Raw genomic sequence first — 16,544 nt, 5'->3', positions numbered from 1 at the left:
TTGACAAACCTACATTAATATGGTCAATCTCCAAAGAACAGTCGAATGGCCGGATCCGCTGCCGAATGGTCGGATGCTGTGGGCCAGGTTCATCTTCGCCATTTTAAATGGCATTAACAGGAAGATAAATATACCGATCTTTACAACCATGAAGATATCGGTCATCATTGCTTTTTATAAGAATTTACCCTTTCTCGATCTCGTCTTTGCAGGGCTACAAAGACAGGTGTATGATGATTTCGAAGTGATCATTGCGGAAGACGATGACGCACCGGCCACGAAAGAATATATAAAAAAAAGATCCGGGGAGCTGCCATTTTTAATAAAACATGTTTGCCAGGAGGACAAGGGGTTCCGGAAGAACAGGATATTGAATGCGGCTGTCCGGGCGGCTGACGGTGAATTGCTCGTGTTCTTCGACGGGGATTGCATCCCCCACCGGCGGTGCCTGCAGGAATATGCATTAATGGCAGGAGAGGAAAGCGTGCTGATGGGCAGGCGTGTCATGATGAGCGAGGCGCTGACCCAAAAATTACTGGCCACCGGCGATCGAACGTTGTTGTCTTTTTACAGCCACCTGAAGTATGGGTCACAGCGGAAAGAGGATGGTATTTATATCCCTTTTTTCCGGAAGAAAGTCAAGAAGGGGGGGATCATGGGCTGCAACTGGGGTGTCCTGAAGAAGCATATCATAGCGATCAACGGGTATGATGAAGATTATGTCAGCGCCGGCGTTGGCGAGGATGTGGATATAGAGTGGCGACTCCTGGCAAATGGGCTGCGGCTGCAATCCATGAAGCACCGGGCTATCGTGTATCATCTTTATCACAAGGCCCATTATTCTTTGGAAGAAGCGGAAGTGAACTATAAATTATTGAGAGACAAGCAGGCTGCCGGGCATGTGTATTGCATAAACGGGTTGGATAACCATGTCAATTTCAGATAGACAAATTTCCCGCGTTTTCGGCTATGAAGATATCAGTCATCATTGGCTTTTATAAGAATCTGCCTTTCCTCGACCTGGTCCTGGACGGTCTTCAAAGGCAAAACTTTAAAGACTTCGAGGTGATCATTGCGGAAGACGACGATGCACCTGAGACGCCTGCGTATCTGGAAAGAAGGTCGCATGACCTGCCATTCGTACTGAAGCATGTTTGTCAGAAGGACGATGGTTTTCGCAAGAATAAGATCCTGAATGCAGCGATACGGATATCTGAGGGAGAATTTCTCACGATCCTGGACGGTGACTGCATACCGCATCGCAGCCTGGTGAAAGAGTATGCGCGCATGGCTAAGGAGGGCACCCTTTTTTTTGGCAGAAGAGTGTTGATGGGCGAGCAGCTGACCCAAAAGCTGGTGGCTTCGCGGGACCCAGGGCTGCTGTCCTTGTATAGCCAGTTCAAACACAGATCCAAAAGAATAGAAGATGGGATCTATCTCCCCTTTTTTCGTAAGCGGAACAAAACCAATGGCCTGTTGGGCTGTAACTGGGGGATCTTCAAAAAACATATCCTGGAGGTCAACGGATATGACGAAGACTATGTGACGGCCGGCGTCGGCGAAGACATAGATATTGAATGGCGGCTGCTGGCGAATGGAATCAAAAAGCAATCCATGAGGCATAGGGCCATCGTCTATCACCTGTATCATATCGCTCACTATTCCCAGGATGCACCGGTGAGTAAGGCGCTGTGGCGGGCGAAAGAAGCCGCCGGGCGCATTTATTGTGTCAACGGATTGAATAAGCATCATTAAATTTGCAGCGTGGACGATGAGTCCGCACCATTAAAACATGACGAATTTTATTCCTGTATTTCCCCTGGGCATCGTAGTCTATCCTGGCGAAACGGTGAACCTGCATATATTCGAGCCCAGGTATAAGCAACTGGTGAATGAATGTTACGCGGAGGGCAAGCCTTTTGGCATTCCTACCGTCATAGACAATAAGCTGAACGAAATGGGCACCCTGGTGAAGATCACCGAGGTGGTGAAGGTGTACGACAATGGTGAGATGGATATCCGGGCCCAGGGCCAGCGCGTTTTCAGGGTTTTGGAAGTGATAAAGGTCGTACCTGACAAATTATTCAGCGGCGCCATTGTCAACTATCCGGAAAATGTAGAAGGCCCCGGCAAGCGGGAGCTGATGCAAAAGGTGCTGAATGCCGTCCGGGAATTGCACCGGCTGCTGAATATCACCAAGGATTTCCATAAGCCCGACGCCGAGCTGGCCGCCTATGACATTGCCCATCATGCGGGGCTTACCCTGCAGGAAGAATATGAGCTGCTCGGCCTCATGCGGGAAGAGCAGCGGCAGGAATACCTGAAACGCCACCTGGGAAGGGTGCTGCCCGTCATTGCCGAAATGGAAACCCTGAAGGAAAGAGTAAAGCTGAATGGTCATTTCAAAAACCTATCTTCGTTCCAATTCGAAGATTAAATCCATATGGCGACCACCCTCTGCTTTGATTTTGGAAATACCCGAATGAAATGTGCCGTATTTACTGACGGCGAATATATCTGCGAGCATGTGTTGGACAACGATCAACCGGCAACGATCCAGGCGCTGATAGACCAGTACCACCCTACAAAGTCCATCCTTTCCTCTGTCATTGAGCATAACCCGGAGATGGAGAAGGTGCTGGGCGCAACCACCCGGTTTCACAAGCTCGGTCATCTCTCACGTCTGCCTGTCACCACTCCTGTCGGCAAGCCCGAGACCATCGGCACGGACCGCCTGGCGCTGGTAGTGGCGGCTTCGCACTATTTCCCGGGGAAGAACAATCTTGTCATCGGATTGGGATCTGCGATCACGTATAATTATATCAATAAATACAAGGAGTTTATCGGGGGCGGTATTTCCCCCGGCATGGAAATGCGTTTCAAGTCCCTTCAGGCTTTCACTGCCAAGCTGCCGCTGGTAAAGCCGGATTGGAACTTTCCCCTGGCGGGCTATGACACGCGGACCAATATACTCAGCGGGGTGATCCTGGGCATGGCCAAGGAGATAGACGGTATTGTAGCGGCCTATGAGGAGAAATATGCGAACTTTAACGTGCTTTTAAGCGGCGGCGATGCCGCGTATTTCACCCGTCACCTGAAAAAGCAATATTTTACGGACCCATATTTAATCTATAAGGGGTTATATGTCATCAGCGAATACAATGATCAATAGCTTTTCTCTATCGGGCTTCTGCGCTGTCGTGCTGGCGGTGGCTGCGTCAGTGCTGCTGCCATCCTGTGAGAATAAAATCAAGAGTACGCCCTCCACGGGGCCAAGGGTACCGATCCCGGAGGAGGCTAAGAATATCGAAAGCTATCTGAGCGAAGGCGCCAAGGTGAAAGGGAAGCTCACCTCTCCCTATATGCTGCGTTTTCAAAAGGCGGATACGCCTTACTCTGAATTTCCCCGTACGCTGCATGTGGACTTTTACACCGACAGTCTCCAGATCGAAAGCCAGATGGATGCGAAATACGGAAAATATCTGCCCAATCAGAATAAGGTCTTTCTCCGGGACAGCGTGCGGGTGAAGAATATTCTGAAGGGGGACACGCTCCATTGCAGATCTTTGTGGTGGGACCAGCAGACACAGAAATTCACGACGGATGATTCGGTGGCGATCTATCAAAAGGATAAGATCCTCTTCGGATATGGCATGGAAGCAGACCAGAATTTCCGCTGGTATACGATCACCCATTTCAAGGGCAGTATCCTTACTTCCCAGGGGGCTGTGCCTAAGTAAAATATGAGCGGGCTGGTCGTGGGCCCGTAATTTGCAATCTTTGTACTTTCAAACAAAAAAATATGGAATATCGTCGTTTGGGCAGATCCGGTTTGCAGCTGAGTGTATTATCTTTTGGCAGCTGGGTGACCTTTCACGGGCAGGTGGAGGACAATACGGCTGATGAGCTGATGGGGATCGCCTATGAAAAGGGCATCAACTTTTTTGATAATGCGGAGACCTATGCCAATGGGGAAAGCGAGCTGATGATGGGGCGGGTACTAAAAAAGAAGAATTGGGACAGGACGTCTTATATCGTTTCTTCCAAAGCGTATTTTGGATCGCGGGATAAGCCTGTGCCCAACCAGACGGGATTGAGCCGCAAACACCTGGTGGAGGCCTGTCATGAGGCGCTTAAGCGGCTACAGCTGGAATACCTGGACCTTTATTTTTGTCATCGTCCGGATCCGAATGTCCCCATCGAAGAGGTGGTATGGACCATGCATAACCTGGTCCAGCAGGGGAAGGCCTTGTATTGGGGCACCAGCCAGTGGAGCGCTGCGGAGATCATGGAGGCGCATAAGGTCGCGCAGCAGTATTGCCTGATCGGACCTGTCATGGAGCAGCCGCAATACAATATGTTCGAGCGTTTCAAGATGGAGCAGGATTATCTGCCTGTGTTCCGGAGCGTGGGATTGGGTACGACTATTTGGAGTCCATTGGCGGCGGGTTTTCTTTCCGGGAAATATCTGAATGGTATTCCGAAGGATTCGCGGTTTGCCATGCCTGGATATGAGTGGTTGGTGAAGCGGTGGCTGCAGGAGGACCGGATCGCTAAGACGGGGAAGCTGGCGGAGTTGGCTAAGCGGCTGGGGGTTTCGTTGCCTGCACTGGCCATTGCCTGGACGGTGCGGGATGCGGCGACGACTACTACGGCTATATTAGGTGCTACGCGGAAGGAGCAGCTGCTGGAAAATTTGAAGGCGCTGGAGGTGCTGCCGCTGTTGACGCACGATGTTTTGGAGGAGATTGAGAGGATATTAGATAATAAGCCGGTGTTGGATTTGGCATAGGAGTTATAAGTTTATTTATGTGCTGGAGGCCGTCTTAAGTTATTAGGGCGGCCTTTAGTTTTTCCCTTTTTCATTCCCGACAGCTATGCGCCTTCCGTCGCTGTACTTTGGGGATCGCCCACGGATTGGGCCAGCGGGGATTTGACAAGTGAGACGAGTTCGGAAGTGTAAAGGCGGCGGCTTGCAATTCAGTGGCCTTGAGGTTGACCCTGCCCTGGAGGAGCCTTACTTTCCTACGGTCGGGGATTTTTGCTGATGGTTGGCCTTAGTTATCGTTCACAGTAGTAATAATTTTCATCGAAGGTGGAAAGTATAGCGACGGAAGGGTTAGGGTCGCCGACAAAAGCGGAGAATGGAAATCTACCAAACGCCTAGAAAACCCAAAAAAGTCGAGCAAGGCCCCGACAGCACAAGTGACTGACACAACGGAAGTTAGATAGCATTCCTCCCGCTGGCGAGCAAGGCGATCCAAAAAATATTCAATTAAACGTTTGTTTAATTCAAACGTTTGTTTAATTTTGTGTCATCAATTCTTTGATATGGCAGCAGATAAAAGAGAACATATCCTCACGGTGGCGGAGGAGCTTTTTGGGGATAACGGGTTTGACGGAACGTCCGTGCGGGATATTGCCCAGAAGGCCGGGGTAAACCTGGCAATGATCTCTTATTATTTTGGCTCCAAGGAGAAACTCCTGGAGGCCCTGATCGAGTTGCGGGCGGGTTATTCCTTCGGCATCCTGGAAGAGTTGAATAAGGACGAGACGCTGAGCCCCTGGGATAAGATCGACCGGCTGGTGGAATTTTATGTCGAAAAGGTGCTGAACAACCTGCGTTTCCACAGCATCATGTACCGGGAGGCTACCAATGTACGATCTGAAGAGATCCGGGACAGGATCATCAATATAAAGCTCCGTAACCTGGAGCAGATCACCAAGATCATCCAGGACGGACAGCAAAAAAAACTTTTCCGGGAAATTGACATCCCTATGACGATGGGCTCCCTGATGGGAACCATCTCATCCTACACCCAGGCGAGACCGTATGGTTGCCAGGTCCTTGCCCTTGGATACGATGCTAACGACGAAGCTTATCGCTCGAAGCTTGCCCCCAGGTTGAAGGCCCACCTTAAACAGTTGTTACGGGCGCATCTGGACATTGCAAACCTTGGTTCGCCCTCTAAGGGGTAGACCTAAGATGATGCGCACCGGAGGGTTGATTACAGATAATCTATAAGTGCGCATTGAATGAGGGAATAAAATAAAATATAAACTGATGAACGCGATTAAGACATTCTCAGTGGCCTTAAGCCTCCTGATATTGACTGCTTATGACCTGTCCGCACAGACGCCCACCAGGACACTTACCCTGGATGAGGCCGTGCAGCTGGGCATACAGAACAGCAAGCAGCTGAAAAGGAGCCAATACAAGATCGACGAGGCCCTGACCCGTGTTGCGCAGGCGAAAGATGCAGCCCTGCCCAGCGCCAAAGTTAGCTTTCAATATCTCCATGCCCTGATGCTCTCCCGTCTCATCGAGATCCCTGGTGTGACAAAAGAACCTATAAAATTGCCGTTTGATTTTCCGGCTTATATGGGTACGCTGTCCGTCTCCGAGCCCATCTTCGCAGGCAATCAATTCAAATATGCCCGCCAATCAGCTGATCTGATGGTGCAGATGAGCCGCCTGGATGCCGACAAAGACAAGGACGATATCACCTGGGTGGTCATCAGCTCGTACATCAATTATAACAAGATCCTGCAGAACCAGCTGATCGTAGCGCAGAATATGCAGGACGTACAAGGTAAGCTGGAAGAGATCACCAAATACGAAGGTCAGGGACTGGCCACGAAGAATGACGTGCTCCGGTATCAGCTGCAGCAGTCACAGCTGCAATTGACGGAGATAGAGCTGGAGAACAACAGAAGGATCGCCAACTACAATATGAACATATTGCTGGGCCTGCCGGATTCCACGCAGATCATTTTGCCGGCGCCCAGCTATAAGCTGGATCAGAACCCTGTCTTTACCGACCTGGTGCAACAGGCCGAGACCAATCGCCGCGAGCTGCAGGACCTTTCCTACCAGACCAAGCTGGCCGACGTCACGGTGAAGCAGATCCATGACAAGCGTCTGCCGACGGTGTCAGCGACAGCAGGAATGTATTATATCAATCCTACAGGCCAGGTGATCCCTACCCATAATAACCTGATCGCCCCCGTTACCCTCGGTATCGGCGCTTCCTGGGATATCGGCACCCTATATACGAATAAAAACAAGGAAAGGGAGGCTTCGCTTCAACGGCAGGAATTGAATACGGCAAAAGAGCAGGAGCTGGATGAGATCCATAAGGACGTGAACAAGAATTTCATTCTTTACCGGCAATCCCTGGAAAGGATAAAAGTCCTGCAGGATGCCGTCACACAGGCGGAAGAGAACGAGCGGATCACTGAATCGAAATTCCGCAATAACCTGGTGAATACGACGGACCGGATCGATGCGCAGACCTTGCTGTACCAGGCCCGGGTGAACCTGGAGCTGGCCAAGTCGGACGCTACCATCGCCTGGTATGATATGTTGCATGCAACGGGTAAGATCAGCTTATAAAAGGATAATTTTTAAACAACTGCATTTATATAGTATATGGAACAAAATAACACTCCAAAAAAAGGCAAAAAACTCATCTTCCCCATCATCCTGGCGTTGGTGCTGGTAGGAGCCCTGATCTTTTCGGCCAAGGAATATTTCTATTTCCAAAGCCATGAAGAAACAGATAATGCCCAGATAGACGCGGACATCAGCCCTGTGGTGGCCAGGGTCGGCGGCTATGTCAAGGAAATAAGATTTGCCGACAACCAATTCGTGAAAGCGGGTGATACGCTGGTGGTCCTGGACGACCGGGATTACCAGGTGAGATTACAACAGGCGCAGGCCGCCCTGACGGCTACCCGTCAGACGGTGGATGTTTCCGAGACGCAGGTGTCGGAAGCCAGGACGGGTATCGCCACAGCACAGGCAAATGTGCAGGCTGCCAAGGTGAGGGTATGGAAGGCGAATGAAGATTTTAACCGTTATCAAAACCTTTATAACGACCACGCGATCACCAAGGCGCAGTTTGATGATGCGAAAGCTGAAAAGGACGCTGCCGAAGCCGCGCTGAACGTTGCACAGACGCAGGTGCCTGTACAGGCAAGGCGCGTCAGCACCAACAGGAGCCAGGTCGGCGCCGCCGCCAGTGTGATCGCTTCCCGTCAGGCGGATATCGACTTTGCAAAGCTGCAGCTTTCCTATACCGTCATCGTCGCCCCAACCAGCGGCGTAGTATCCAAACGCAATATCCAGCTGGGCCAGCTGGTGCAGGCCGGACAATCCCTATTTGCTATTGTCGATGACAAAGGGATCTATGTGACGGCAAATTTTAAAGAGACACAATTAGAGCACCTGAAGATCGGTGAGAAGGTAGACATTCACCCCGACGCCTATTCCGATAAGACTATACAAGGCTCTGTAGAATCTTTTGCCGGGGCCACGGGCGCCAAATTCTCCCTGCTGCCTCCGGACAATGCCACGGGTAACTTCGTAAAGGTGGTACAGCGAGTGCCGGTGAGGATCAAGCTGGAAACGGATACTGTTACGAAGAGTCTGCTGCGTGCGGGGATGAGCGTAAAAGTCGTTGTGTATACAAAATAGGCCTGTGTTAAATGGCACTTTGCCGACCGGAAGACAGGGTGCCAACCTCTGTAATTTATTAAACTGTGTGTCATGGCTGAACATGGATTTAGAAAATGGATCATTACCATCACGGTGATATTAGCTTCTCTGCTGGAGCTGATCGATACCACGATCGTAAACGTGGCCTTACCTGACATTATGGGCAACCTGGGCGCCACCCTCGAAGATGCCGGCTGGATCGTCACGGGCTATGCGGTGGCGAACGTAATTATCCTGCCTATGTCGGGATGGCTGGGCGACCGGTTTGGTAGAAAGAACTATTTTATCACTTCCATCCTCGTCTTTACTTTCGCCAGTTTCCTTTGCGGACAGGCGCATAGCCTTACCGAGCTGGTGTTGTTCCGTATATTACAAGGGCTGGCCGGGGGTGGTCTCCTTTCCACTGCCCAGGCTATCCTGATGGAAACCTGGCCCCGGGAAGAGTTGGGTATGGCGACGGCCCTTTTTGGTCTGGGCGCCGTAGTAGGCCCCACCGTAGGTCCTACCATCGGGGGGTATATCACCGACCATTTCAGCTGGCCCTGGATATTTTATGTGAATATACCAGTGGGCGCCATTGCCGCCTTTTTTGTCTCGGCCTTTGTGCGGGAATCTCCCCGCTATGCTAAAGGGAAGCCCATCGACTGGTGGGGTATTGCCCTGCTGGCGGCCGGCGTAGGCAGCCTACAGGTGGTGCTTGAAAAAGGAGAAACGGAGGACTGGTTTGCAACGCCATATATTTCCGCGCTTACGTTAACCACTGTGCTGGCAGGCATTGCCTTTATCTGGCGGGAATTGAGCACGGATCATCCTGTCGTGAATTTCAAGATCCTTAAGAACAGGAGCTTTGCGGTGGGTATCCTGACCTCATTCATACTGGGCTTTGCCCTGTATGGTTCCGTGTTCATTTTCCCTGTCTTTTGCCAGAACCTTTTGGGTTTTTCCGCCCAGCAAACAGGCGTTATCATGTTCCCCAGCGGAGTGGCGACCATCATGCTGATGCCCTTTGTGGGGATGATGCTGAAAAGAGGCATACCCGGTCAGTTTATGGCGACAGGTGGCTTCTTCCTTTTCTTTGTCTTTACCTGGATGCTGTCCAATTCGACCCTGCAATCCGGTACAGGAGACTTCTTCTGGCCCCTGGTGATCCGCGGGATCGGCATGGCCATTCTCTTCGTGCCATTGACCACCCTGGCGCTGCAGGAGCTGAAGGGGCCTGAGATCGGCCAGGGCGCCGGCCTGAACAATATGATGCGACAGCTGGGAGGGTCTTTTGGGATCGCCATCCTGACGACCCTGATCCATACCAAGTCGGGAAAGGTGCGTACTGCGTTGCTGGAGAATATCAATCCCTATAATACGGAGTATGTGCAGCGGAATGGCGCCATGGTACAGAACTTTATGAGCAAGGGCCATTCGGCGCTGGATGCCCAGCAAATGGCCAACAGGGCCATGGAAGGCAATATCATCAAGCAGACCTTGCTCGTCACCTATGATAATCTTTACCTGATCATCGGGTTATTTGTACTCTTCAGCATCCCGATCGTCTACTTGCAGAAGTTTAAAAAGAGTGTCGCAATGCCTGTCGATGCGCACTGATGACAATATTAGAATTACAGACTGGATATATATAAGCAGGGTTGAATACAACAGAGCGGATTTAGAACCGGAATAGTCGTCGAGAAAGGAAATACGAACCATTAGAACGGCCCTTGCGTCCCATGCGCCGCGCCAAGCCTGTCCCCGAGGTTACTCAGGGACGGGCCCCGCGGAAAAAAAGAGATCGGCTTTGCCGATGAGGTAAAAAAAGAAACGTCCTGAATCTCTTCAGGACGTTTCAACATTTTTGTACGATACCTAACCAACATTTTCGCGGCCATCAATAGGTACAAATTTTAATTCACGGCTTGTTCGTAGGATTGGATCTGTTCGGATTTGGATTTTTTAAACGGATAAGTTTTGATTGATCTAGGAATCAGGGCTTTTCTGGATTTTGAATTCTTTTGGATTTTTCAGGATGTTTGGATGTTGGCTTTTCTTCGGAATTGGATCTTGGTTTTTCTTTGGATTTTCATTCATTCATTCAGTTCGGTCTTTCTTCGGATAAATTGGATTTTCTGGTCCCGCGCATCAATCATACTTAACAATACAAACATACAATCCAACGGCCTATACCGCAAGAGAAGAAACGCTATATTTAAAGGATGCAGTATTTACTGCTGTTGTCGTAGATTTACGATATACGCTGTTGGTATGGTGACAGCAGATTTGGGATAGCGCATAAATTGACCTATTTTGTAGTTCCTAATTCAGTAGTAATTATACCTTTATCTATGACAGGCTTCTCAAACAAAACAGTACTCATTACGGGCGGGACCCGGGGCATCGGCAAGGCCATTGCCATTCGGCTGGCTAAGGAAGGTGCGAATATCGCGATTGCGGGCAAGACAGCCGAGCCTAATCCAAAGCTGGAGGGGACGATCTTTACCGCGGCGGAGGAGATTGCCGCCGCCGGAGGGGGTAAGGTGCTCCCTATCCAGGGAGATATCCGCTTTGAGGACAGCATCAAGCATATCGTTCAGGAGACAGTGAATGCTTTCGGGGGGATCGACATCCTGGTGAACAATGCCAGCGCTGTCAATATCGCGCCAACGGAGCAAACCGAGTTCAAACGATGGGACCTGATGCATAATATCAATATCAGGGGCAGTTTTTTTATGAGCCAGGCTTGCATACCCTATCTGAAGGAGGCGCATAATCCCCATATATTAAATATGTCGCCGCCCCTTAACATGGACCCGCGCTGGTTTGCCCCTCACCTGGCCTATACGATCAGTAAATATGGTATGAGCATGGTGATCCTGGGTCTGGCGGAGGAATTGAAGCAATATAGGATCGGCGCCAACGCTCTCTGGCCCAAGACGACCATCGCTACTGCGGCGGTGAAGAATTTGCTGGGGGGAGATTTTTTGATTCAGCGAAGCCGTACACCGGAAATTGTTGCTGATGCGGCGTTCTACATATTACAAAAACCTTCTTTTGAAAGCACGGGCAATTTTTTTATAGATGAGGACGTTTTAATTGAAGCCGGGATTTCGGACTTTTCCAAGTATGCGATCAATCCCGAGCACAAGTTAATGAACGATTTATTTCTATAAGACGTAAGACGCGACCCATTAAATTTTTTTCATTTTTAATCCTGGGTAAAAGGCAACATCCTCCTCCCGTTCAAAGGCGGGAGGATTTTTTTTGCCAGATCCGAGCACAGGAGGTAACCGAGCGATAGCGAAGGTTATGAACGTACCTGAGCGTAGCGAAAGGTACGAACGAGGTAAAGCGAGGAACGCAGCTTTGCCGAAGTTCTGAGCGAGGAATGCAGCTCCGCCGAAGTTCCGAAGGACAATAGGTTAGAGTCTAACTAAACATCGGCCGTCAGGCCGATCAGCGGACGTTCGGTCCGCTTCATCTGCCGAAAAGAGAATGGCGCACCGGATCTGTGGTCCGCCACAGTTAATTTAGGCGTGGTCCGGTTTTGCGGGTCCACGACAGAATGGGGCCTTTGGCCCGATTTTGCTTTTTAGGCGTGATAAGGATTTTGCAACGGCCTTGCGGTTCTAATGCCGGCTGGCCACCAATAATGCGGCGGCTGCCAGGCCAGTGTCTTTGATAAGGTTGACCATGGGGAATCTCCTGGCACTTTCATCAGGAGCATTCAGTACGGCCGGCAAATGGACCGTCAATACAATCAATAACAGGAAAAGGGCCAGCAGCAATCCCGCCAATCGGGTATACTTGTTGATGAGAAAAGAAATAGCTGCTAAAAGAAGAGCTGCGCCTGTGAGATATACCCAGATTTCTCCTCCCGGGAGGAACCTGGGTACCATTTTTGCCATGCCTGTACCATTCATAAAATGATTGAGGCCAAAAAAGCCAATAACCAAGGCATAGAAAATGGTTCCGATCTTAGAGATGGTTGCATTATCCATATGGCAATCGTTTATACCTACAATTTAACGAAAAATTAGGTAACGGCCCCGGACAATCTTTGCACATAGGCTTTCCGAAGCATGAGCTCCTTTGTAAAGATCCTGTTTCCTCGGCTATCCGTTAGCAGGAGGGTATCGGCGCCTCAGGGAGGCTCTCCGGCAAGGGCAGGTCATGGCGAAAGCGGGCTTTTATTTGTGCATGGGGGTCAGACGGGGCGTTTTGGATGGATCGGACATCTTCTCCGGCCGCATTTATTCGTGAATCAATGTCTTTTCAATGGAACTCATGGATGCGGCTGTGAATCTTCCTGTTGATCGGCTACCTTCTCCGGCCGCATCTATTCGTGAATCAATGTCTTTTCAATGGAACTCATGAAACGAAGTTCGGCAGACACCGATGAAAAATCATGGAGAAGGTCTGTCAATTCGGCCCTTCTTCTTGATCTGTCATTTTTTCGGGCCTCATTTATTCGTGAATTAATGTCTTTTCAATGGAACTCATGGATGCGGCTGTGAATCTTCCTGTTGATCGGCCACCTTCTCCGGCCGCATCTGCGGGAACAGCAATACGTCCTGTATGCTGGTCTGGCCGGTGAAAAGCATCGCCAGCCGGTCGATACCGAAACCTATACCTGCTGTCGGCGGCATGCCGTATTCCAGGGCGCGAAGGAAGTCATAGTCGATGAACATCGCTTCGTCATCACCGCGCTCCATCAGCTGGAGCTGCGCTTCGAAACGTTCCCGTTGATCGATGGGGTCGTTGAGCTCGCTGTAGGCATTGGCGATCTCCTTCCCGTTGACGATGAGCTCGAAGCGTTCGACCAGGCCGGGACGACTGCGGTGTTTCTTCGTAAGCGGGCTCATTTCCACCGGGTAATCGGTGATGAAGGTGGGTTGAATAAAGTGATGTTCGCATTTTTCGCTGAAGAGCTCGTCGATCAGCTTGCCTTTACCCATGGTCTTGTCCACGGGGATATGCAGCTGCTGGCAGACATCCCTCAGCTGGTCTTCATTCATGCCGCTGATGTCGATGCCGGTGTATTCCCGGATGGCGTCGTACATGGTGATCCTCCGGTAAGGAGCTTTGAAGTCGATCTCTTTGCCGTCGACCGTCGATACGCTGCTGCCATTGGTGGCCAGGGCTGCGTTCTCCAGCAATTGTTCCGTCGTCTCCATCATCCACAGATAATCTTTATAGGCCGTATAGAACTCGAGGACGGTGAATTCAGGATTGTGTGTACGGTCCATCCCTTCGTTCCTGAAGTTGCGGCTGAACTCATATACCCAGTCGAAGCCCCCTACGATAAGTCTTTTGAGATAGAGCTCATTGGCGATGCGCAGGTAGAATGGAACATCCAGTGCGTTGTGGTGCGTGATGAACGGCCGGGCAGCGGCGCCACCGGGAATGCTCTGTAATACGGGGGTATCCACTTCCAGGGCTCCTCGGTCATTAAGGAAGTCCCGGATAGCATTGATCATTTTGCTCCTTTTAATAAATGTTTCTTTTACCTGCGGGTTGACGACAAGGTCGGCATAGCGCTGGCGGTAGCGGAACTCCGGATCGGTGACGGCATCGAAGGTTTCGCCTTCTTTCTCCCGAACAACGGGCAGGGGCTTGAGTGATTTTGTCAGGATGGTGAACTCCTTTGCATGGATGGAGATCTCGCCAGTTTTGGTCGTAAAGACATAGCCTTTTATTCCTACGATGTCGCCCAGGTCAAGCAGGTGCTTCCACACTTTGTCGTAGAGGGATTTGTCTTCTCCTGGGCTGATGTCGTCCCGTTTGATATAGATCTGAATACGGCCTGTGCTGTCCTGCAGGCTGGCAAAGGAGGCTTTACCCATGTCCCGGCGGCTCATGAGGCGGCCGGCTACACATACATTGGCAAATTCGGCGGCATTGGATTCCCCCATGTAATGGGCCTTGATATAAGCGGCATTGGAATTCACGGGATACAAAGGGGCGGGGTAAGCGTCCACTCCCAGCTTGTTCAGCTCTTCCAGCTTTTCCCGGCGAATGATCTCCTGCTCTGACAAATTTGATGTGCTCATAGTCCGAAAATGATATAGAAATGGCGGCAAAGGTATAAAAAATGCAGCATAGGTCATCAGTTCAATGCCAGCAGCACCTGCCAGGCTTCAGCCACTTTACCCTGGCTGAGCAGCTTTTTGGCATAGGCATGCAGCTCTTTTTCCATTTCGTCGGGATTGACAGAATAATATTGGAATATATTTTTCAGGGTGTCGTCATGAAAGGCGGGGTCAATGGTGGGTAGTTCGTGCACATTGGCCAGTTGCCCCAGGTCATTGCCGCTGAGGATGGTACTGTTGCGCAGCGGAGACGGCAAGGCGTCGATGCCGATGCCCAGCTTTGTGTTGGGCTTCTCCACCTGGAAAAGATTATGCTCGTCCACCCTGCAGTACCAGTCGCCTCCCAGGCGGGCTATGTGATGGATGCGACGCTGGTCGATCATCTTTTTTTCATCGTCCAGGATGGCGTCATCGATGTGCATGCACAGGGCTTCACAGATGACGAGGTTGCCCGCGCCGCCCTCTTCACCCAGGGGCTTGATCTCGATGACCTTGCATTCGATCTTTATCTTGCTTTCTTTTACCATGGGAGGGCGTACCCGGGTAGCTGGCATTTCCGTAAGTCCTGCCTTGAGAAATTCGTTGGTCCCCTTTGGGTATTCACAGCTGGCGAGGCTCGTCTGCTGCACCATGTCGTAATCCACTATGTTGATTACCACTTCCGGCACGTCCAGCACATTGTGGAGGGTGTGCTTGGTGGTATTGTCCCTTACCCGCCGTGCGGGGGAAAAGACCAGGATCGGAGGGGTGGAGGAGAACAGGTTGAAAAAGCTGAATGGGCTCAGGTTCACCTGTCCGGAGCTGTCGATGGTGCTGGCAAAGCAGACGGGACGGGGCGCCACGGCATATTGCAGAAAATTTTGCCGCAGGACGGGGCTAAGGGAGGCAAGGTCGAGTGTCATAAGCGCTTCTTTTTTGCCAAAAGAGAGAAGGTACTGTCTTCCCGTACGATGGTATTGGCGAGGATCCCCAGTCCTTCTACTTCCAGCTCTATCTTATCGCCTTCCCGCAGCCACTGTTCTGTATAGTTGGGATCGTTGAGCTTGCCGGTGCCGTTCAATTCCAGGAAGCAGCCCGTGCCGACCGTACCGCTGCCGATGATATCCCCCGGGTAGAGGTCCACGCCATAGGAGGCTCTTTCAATGATCTCGGCAAAGGTCCAATCCATATCGGCCAGATTTCCATCGCTGACCTGTATATCATTGACCCGGCACTGCATCCGCAGGTTCCAGTTCTTGCCCGTGTGTCCTTCCTTACAGGGTACTTCGAAAGGCTGCAGCTCATCCAGGGTCACCAGCCAGGGGCCGGTGACGGTGGAAAAATCCTTGCCTTTTGCAGGTCCCAGGTTCAATAACATTTCTTCCATCTGCAGTCGCCGGGCACTCATATCATTCATGATCATCAGCCCCCCGATGTACTCATCTGCCTCTTCCGCGGGGATATTCCTTCCATGGCGGGCGATGACGATGGCTACTTCCAGCTCGAAATCCAGCTTTTCAAAATGATCGGGCATGCAACGGATGTCGCCGGGTCCCTGGATACTATGATGATTGGTGAAATAGAAGATCGGGTATTGATCGAATTCGGGGATCATGGGCGCATTCCGGTTGCGCCTGGCGGCAGCGACATGCTGACGGAACGCATAGCCATCCCGGCAGGAAGAAGGAAAAGGTACGGGGGCCAGCAGTTGGACGCTGTCTGCGGGGACGGCTTTCTTATTACCGATGTGGCCATCCTGTATCGCCAGTTCACCTGCCTGTACCAGCGGGTACAGCTCCTCCCAGTAGTTGAGGAACATGACCATCGTGTTGGGGATGTCGGGATGGATCAGCTCCATATCGTATAACAACCCTTCCACGAAGATGGCCAGTTGTTCATGCTCTTCTTTCAGATAGCTTACGATCCTCATATGCGTATTTTTTTCAGGGAGGTCAAAGGTAATGGAATATTTAAAATGTGCTAGATTT

The 16,544-nt window shown here is 50.9% G+C and carries 15 protein-coding genes; 11 read left to right on the top strand and 4 right to left on the bottom strand.

The window, feature by feature from the left end:
• Positions 1-19 precede the first annotated feature (19 nt).
• The 11 genes from Q4E93_RS27315 (at position 20) to Q4E93_RS27265 (ending at position 11,658) form a co-directional block, all read left to right on the top strand.
• Positions 20-946, top strand: a complete 927-nt coding sequence (locus Q4E93_RS27315) for a glycosyltransferase (protein WP_303590812.1) — start codon at positions 20-22, stop codon at positions 944-946.
• A gap of 23 nt (positions 947-969) precedes the next feature.
• Positions 970-1,755, top strand: a complete 786-nt coding sequence (locus Q4E93_RS27310) for a glycosyltransferase (protein ID WP_303590810.1) — start codon at positions 970-972, stop codon at positions 1,753-1,755.
• 37 nt (positions 1,756-1,792) lie between these two features.
• A complete protein-coding gene (locus tag Q4E93_RS27305) occupies positions 1,793-2,437 on the top strand; it encodes an LON peptidase substrate-binding domain-containing protein (protein ID WP_303590808.1) in 645 nt (214 codons plus the stop codon).
• A 6-nt stretch (positions 2,438-2,443) separates the two neighbouring features.
• Positions 2,444-3,172: a type III pantothenate kinase gene (locus Q4E93_RS27300; protein WP_303590806.1), complete on the top strand. Its 729-nt coding sequence runs from the start codon at positions 2,444-2,446 to the stop codon at positions 3,170-3,172.
• Positions 3,144-3,740: an LPS export ABC transporter periplasmic protein LptC gene (gene lptC, locus Q4E93_RS27295; RefSeq protein WP_303590804.1), complete on the top strand. Its 597-nt coding sequence runs from the start codon at positions 3,144-3,146 to the stop codon at positions 3,738-3,740. Before Q4E93_RS27300 ends, lptC begins: the two co-directional genes overlap by 29 nt.
• 62 nt (positions 3,741-3,802) lie before the next feature.
• Positions 3,803-4,792, top strand: coding sequence for an aldo/keto reductase (locus Q4E93_RS27290; protein ID WP_303590802.1), 990 nt, complete (start codon positions 3,803-3,805; stop codon positions 4,790-4,792).
• A gap of 539 nt (positions 4,793-5,331) precedes the next feature.
• Complete coding sequence (locus Q4E93_RS27285; RefSeq protein WP_303590801.1) at positions 5,332-5,979, top strand: TetR/AcrR family transcriptional regulator; 648 nt, start codon at positions 5,332-5,334, stop codon at positions 5,977-5,979.
• An 85-nt stretch (positions 5,980-6,064) separates the two neighbouring features.
• On the top strand, positions 6,065-7,396 hold the full coding sequence (locus Q4E93_RS27280; protein ID WP_303590800.1) for a TolC family protein: 1,332 nt from the start codon (positions 6,065-6,067) through the stop codon (positions 7,394-7,396).
• 36 nt (positions 7,397-7,432) lie between these two features.
• Positions 7,433-8,479 carry an HlyD family secretion protein gene (locus Q4E93_RS27275; protein ID WP_303590799.1) on the top strand — a complete coding sequence of 349 codons (1,047 nt, stop codon included), beginning with the start codon at positions 7,433-7,435 and terminating at the stop codon, positions 8,477-8,479.
• A 72-nt stretch (positions 8,480-8,551) separates the two neighbouring features.
• The gene (locus Q4E93_RS27270) at positions 8,552-10,099 is read left to right on the top strand and encodes a DHA2 family efflux MFS transporter permease subunit (protein ID WP_303590797.1); all 1,548 of its coding nucleotides are present in this window, start codon (positions 8,552-8,554) and stop codon (positions 10,097-10,099) included.
• A 734-nt stretch (positions 10,100-10,833) separates the two neighbouring features.
• Positions 10,834-11,658 (top strand): SDR family oxidoreductase, encoded by an 825-nt coding sequence (locus tag Q4E93_RS27265; RefSeq protein ID WP_303590796.1) that lies wholly within the window; start codon positions 10,834-10,836, stop codon positions 11,656-11,658.
• A gap of 456 nt (positions 11,659-12,114) precedes the next feature.
• Here Q4E93_RS27265 and Q4E93_RS27260 read toward each other — a convergent pair whose 3' ends face one another.
• The 4 genes from Q4E93_RS27260 to Q4E93_RS27245 form a co-directional block, all read right to left on the bottom strand.
• Positions 12,115-12,486 (bottom strand): DoxX-related protein, encoded by a 372-nt coding sequence (locus Q4E93_RS27260; protein ID WP_303590794.1) that lies wholly within the window; start codon positions 12,484-12,486, stop codon positions 12,115-12,117.
• A gap of 498 nt (positions 12,487-12,984) precedes the next feature.
• A complete protein-coding gene (gene lysS, locus Q4E93_RS27255; protein ID WP_303590792.1) occupies positions 12,985-14,538 on the bottom strand; it encodes a lysine--tRNA ligase in 1,554 nt (517 codons plus the stop codon).
• A 56-nt stretch (positions 14,539-14,594) separates the two neighbouring features.
• Positions 14,595-15,479 (bottom strand): flavin reductase family protein, encoded by an 885-nt coding sequence (locus Q4E93_RS27250; RefSeq protein WP_303590790.1) that lies wholly within the window; start codon positions 15,477-15,479, stop codon positions 14,595-14,597.
• Positions 15,476-16,486, bottom strand: a complete 1,011-nt coding sequence (locus Q4E93_RS27245; RefSeq protein WP_303590789.1) for a fumarylacetoacetate hydrolase family protein — start codon at positions 16,484-16,486, stop codon at positions 15,476-15,478. Before Q4E93_RS27245 ends, Q4E93_RS27250 begins: the two co-directional genes overlap by 4 nt.
• Positions 16,487-16,544 lie beyond the last annotated feature (58 nt).

The sequence above is a fragment of the Flavitalea plasmicola genome (assembly GCF_030546645.1).
Classification (GTDB): Bacteria; Bacteroidota; Bacteroidia; order Chitinophagales; family Chitinophagaceae; genus Puia.
This window is presented reverse-complemented; position numbering and strand designations above follow the sequence as displayed.

What these genes read in the sequence shown, in the direction of transcription:
- Q4E93_RS27285 (WP_303590801.1), top strand. Translation starts at nt 5,332, where the DNA reads ATGGCAGCAGATAAAAGAGAACATATCCTCACGGTGGCGGAGGAGCTT.
- Q4E93_RS27315 (WP_303590812.1), top strand. Translation starts at nt 20, where the DNA reads ATGGTCAATCTCCAAAGAACAGTCGAATGGCCGGATCCGCTGCCGAAT.
- lptC (WP_303590804.1), top strand. Translation starts at nt 3,144, where the DNA reads ATGTCATCAGCGAATACAATGATCAATAGCTTTTCTCTATCGGGCTTC.
- Q4E93_RS27265 (WP_303590796.1), top strand. Translation starts at nt 10,834, where the DNA reads ATGACAGGCTTCTCAAACAAAACAGTACTCATTACGGGCGGGACCCGG.
- lysS (WP_303590792.1), bottom strand. Translation starts at nt 14,538, where the DNA reads ATGAGCACATCAAATTTGTCAGAGCAGGAGATCATTCGCCGGGAAAAG.
- Q4E93_RS27310 (WP_303590810.1), top strand. Translation starts at nt 970, where the DNA reads ATGAAGATATCAGTCATCATTGGCTTTTATAAGAATCTGCCTTTCCTC.
- Q4E93_RS27270 (WP_303590797.1), top strand. Translation starts at nt 8,552, where the DNA reads ATGGCTGAACATGGATTTAGAAAATGGATCATTACCATCACGGTGATA.
- Q4E93_RS27290 (WP_303590802.1), top strand. Translation starts at nt 3,803, where the DNA reads ATGGAATATCGTCGTTTGGGCAGATCCGGTTTGCAGCTGAGTGTATTA.
- Q4E93_RS27280 (WP_303590800.1), top strand. Translation starts at nt 6,065, where the DNA reads ATGAACGCGATTAAGACATTCTCAGTGGCCTTAAGCCTCCTGATATTG.
- Q4E93_RS27275 (WP_303590799.1), top strand. Translation starts at nt 7,433, where the DNA reads ATGGAACAAAATAACACTCCAAAAAAAGGCAAAAAACTCATCTTCCCC.
- Q4E93_RS27245 (WP_303590789.1), bottom strand. Translation starts at nt 16,486, where the DNA reads ATGAGGATCGTAAGCTATCTGAAAGAAGAGCATGAACAACTGGCCATC.
- Q4E93_RS27250 (WP_303590790.1), bottom strand. Translation starts at nt 15,479, where the DNA reads ATGACACTCGACCTTGCCTCCCTTAGCCCCGTCCTGCGGCAAAATTTT.
- Q4E93_RS27260 (WP_303590794.1), bottom strand. Translation starts at nt 12,486, where the DNA reads ATGGATAATGCAACCATCTCTAAGATCGGAACCATTTTCTATGCCTTG.
- Q4E93_RS27305 (WP_303590808.1), top strand. Translation starts at nt 1,793, where the DNA reads ATGACGAATTTTATTCCTGTATTTCCCCTGGGCATCGTAGTCTATCCT.
- Q4E93_RS27300 (WP_303590806.1), top strand. Translation starts at nt 2,444, where the DNA reads ATGGCGACCACCCTCTGCTTTGATTTTGGAAATACCCGAATGAAATGT.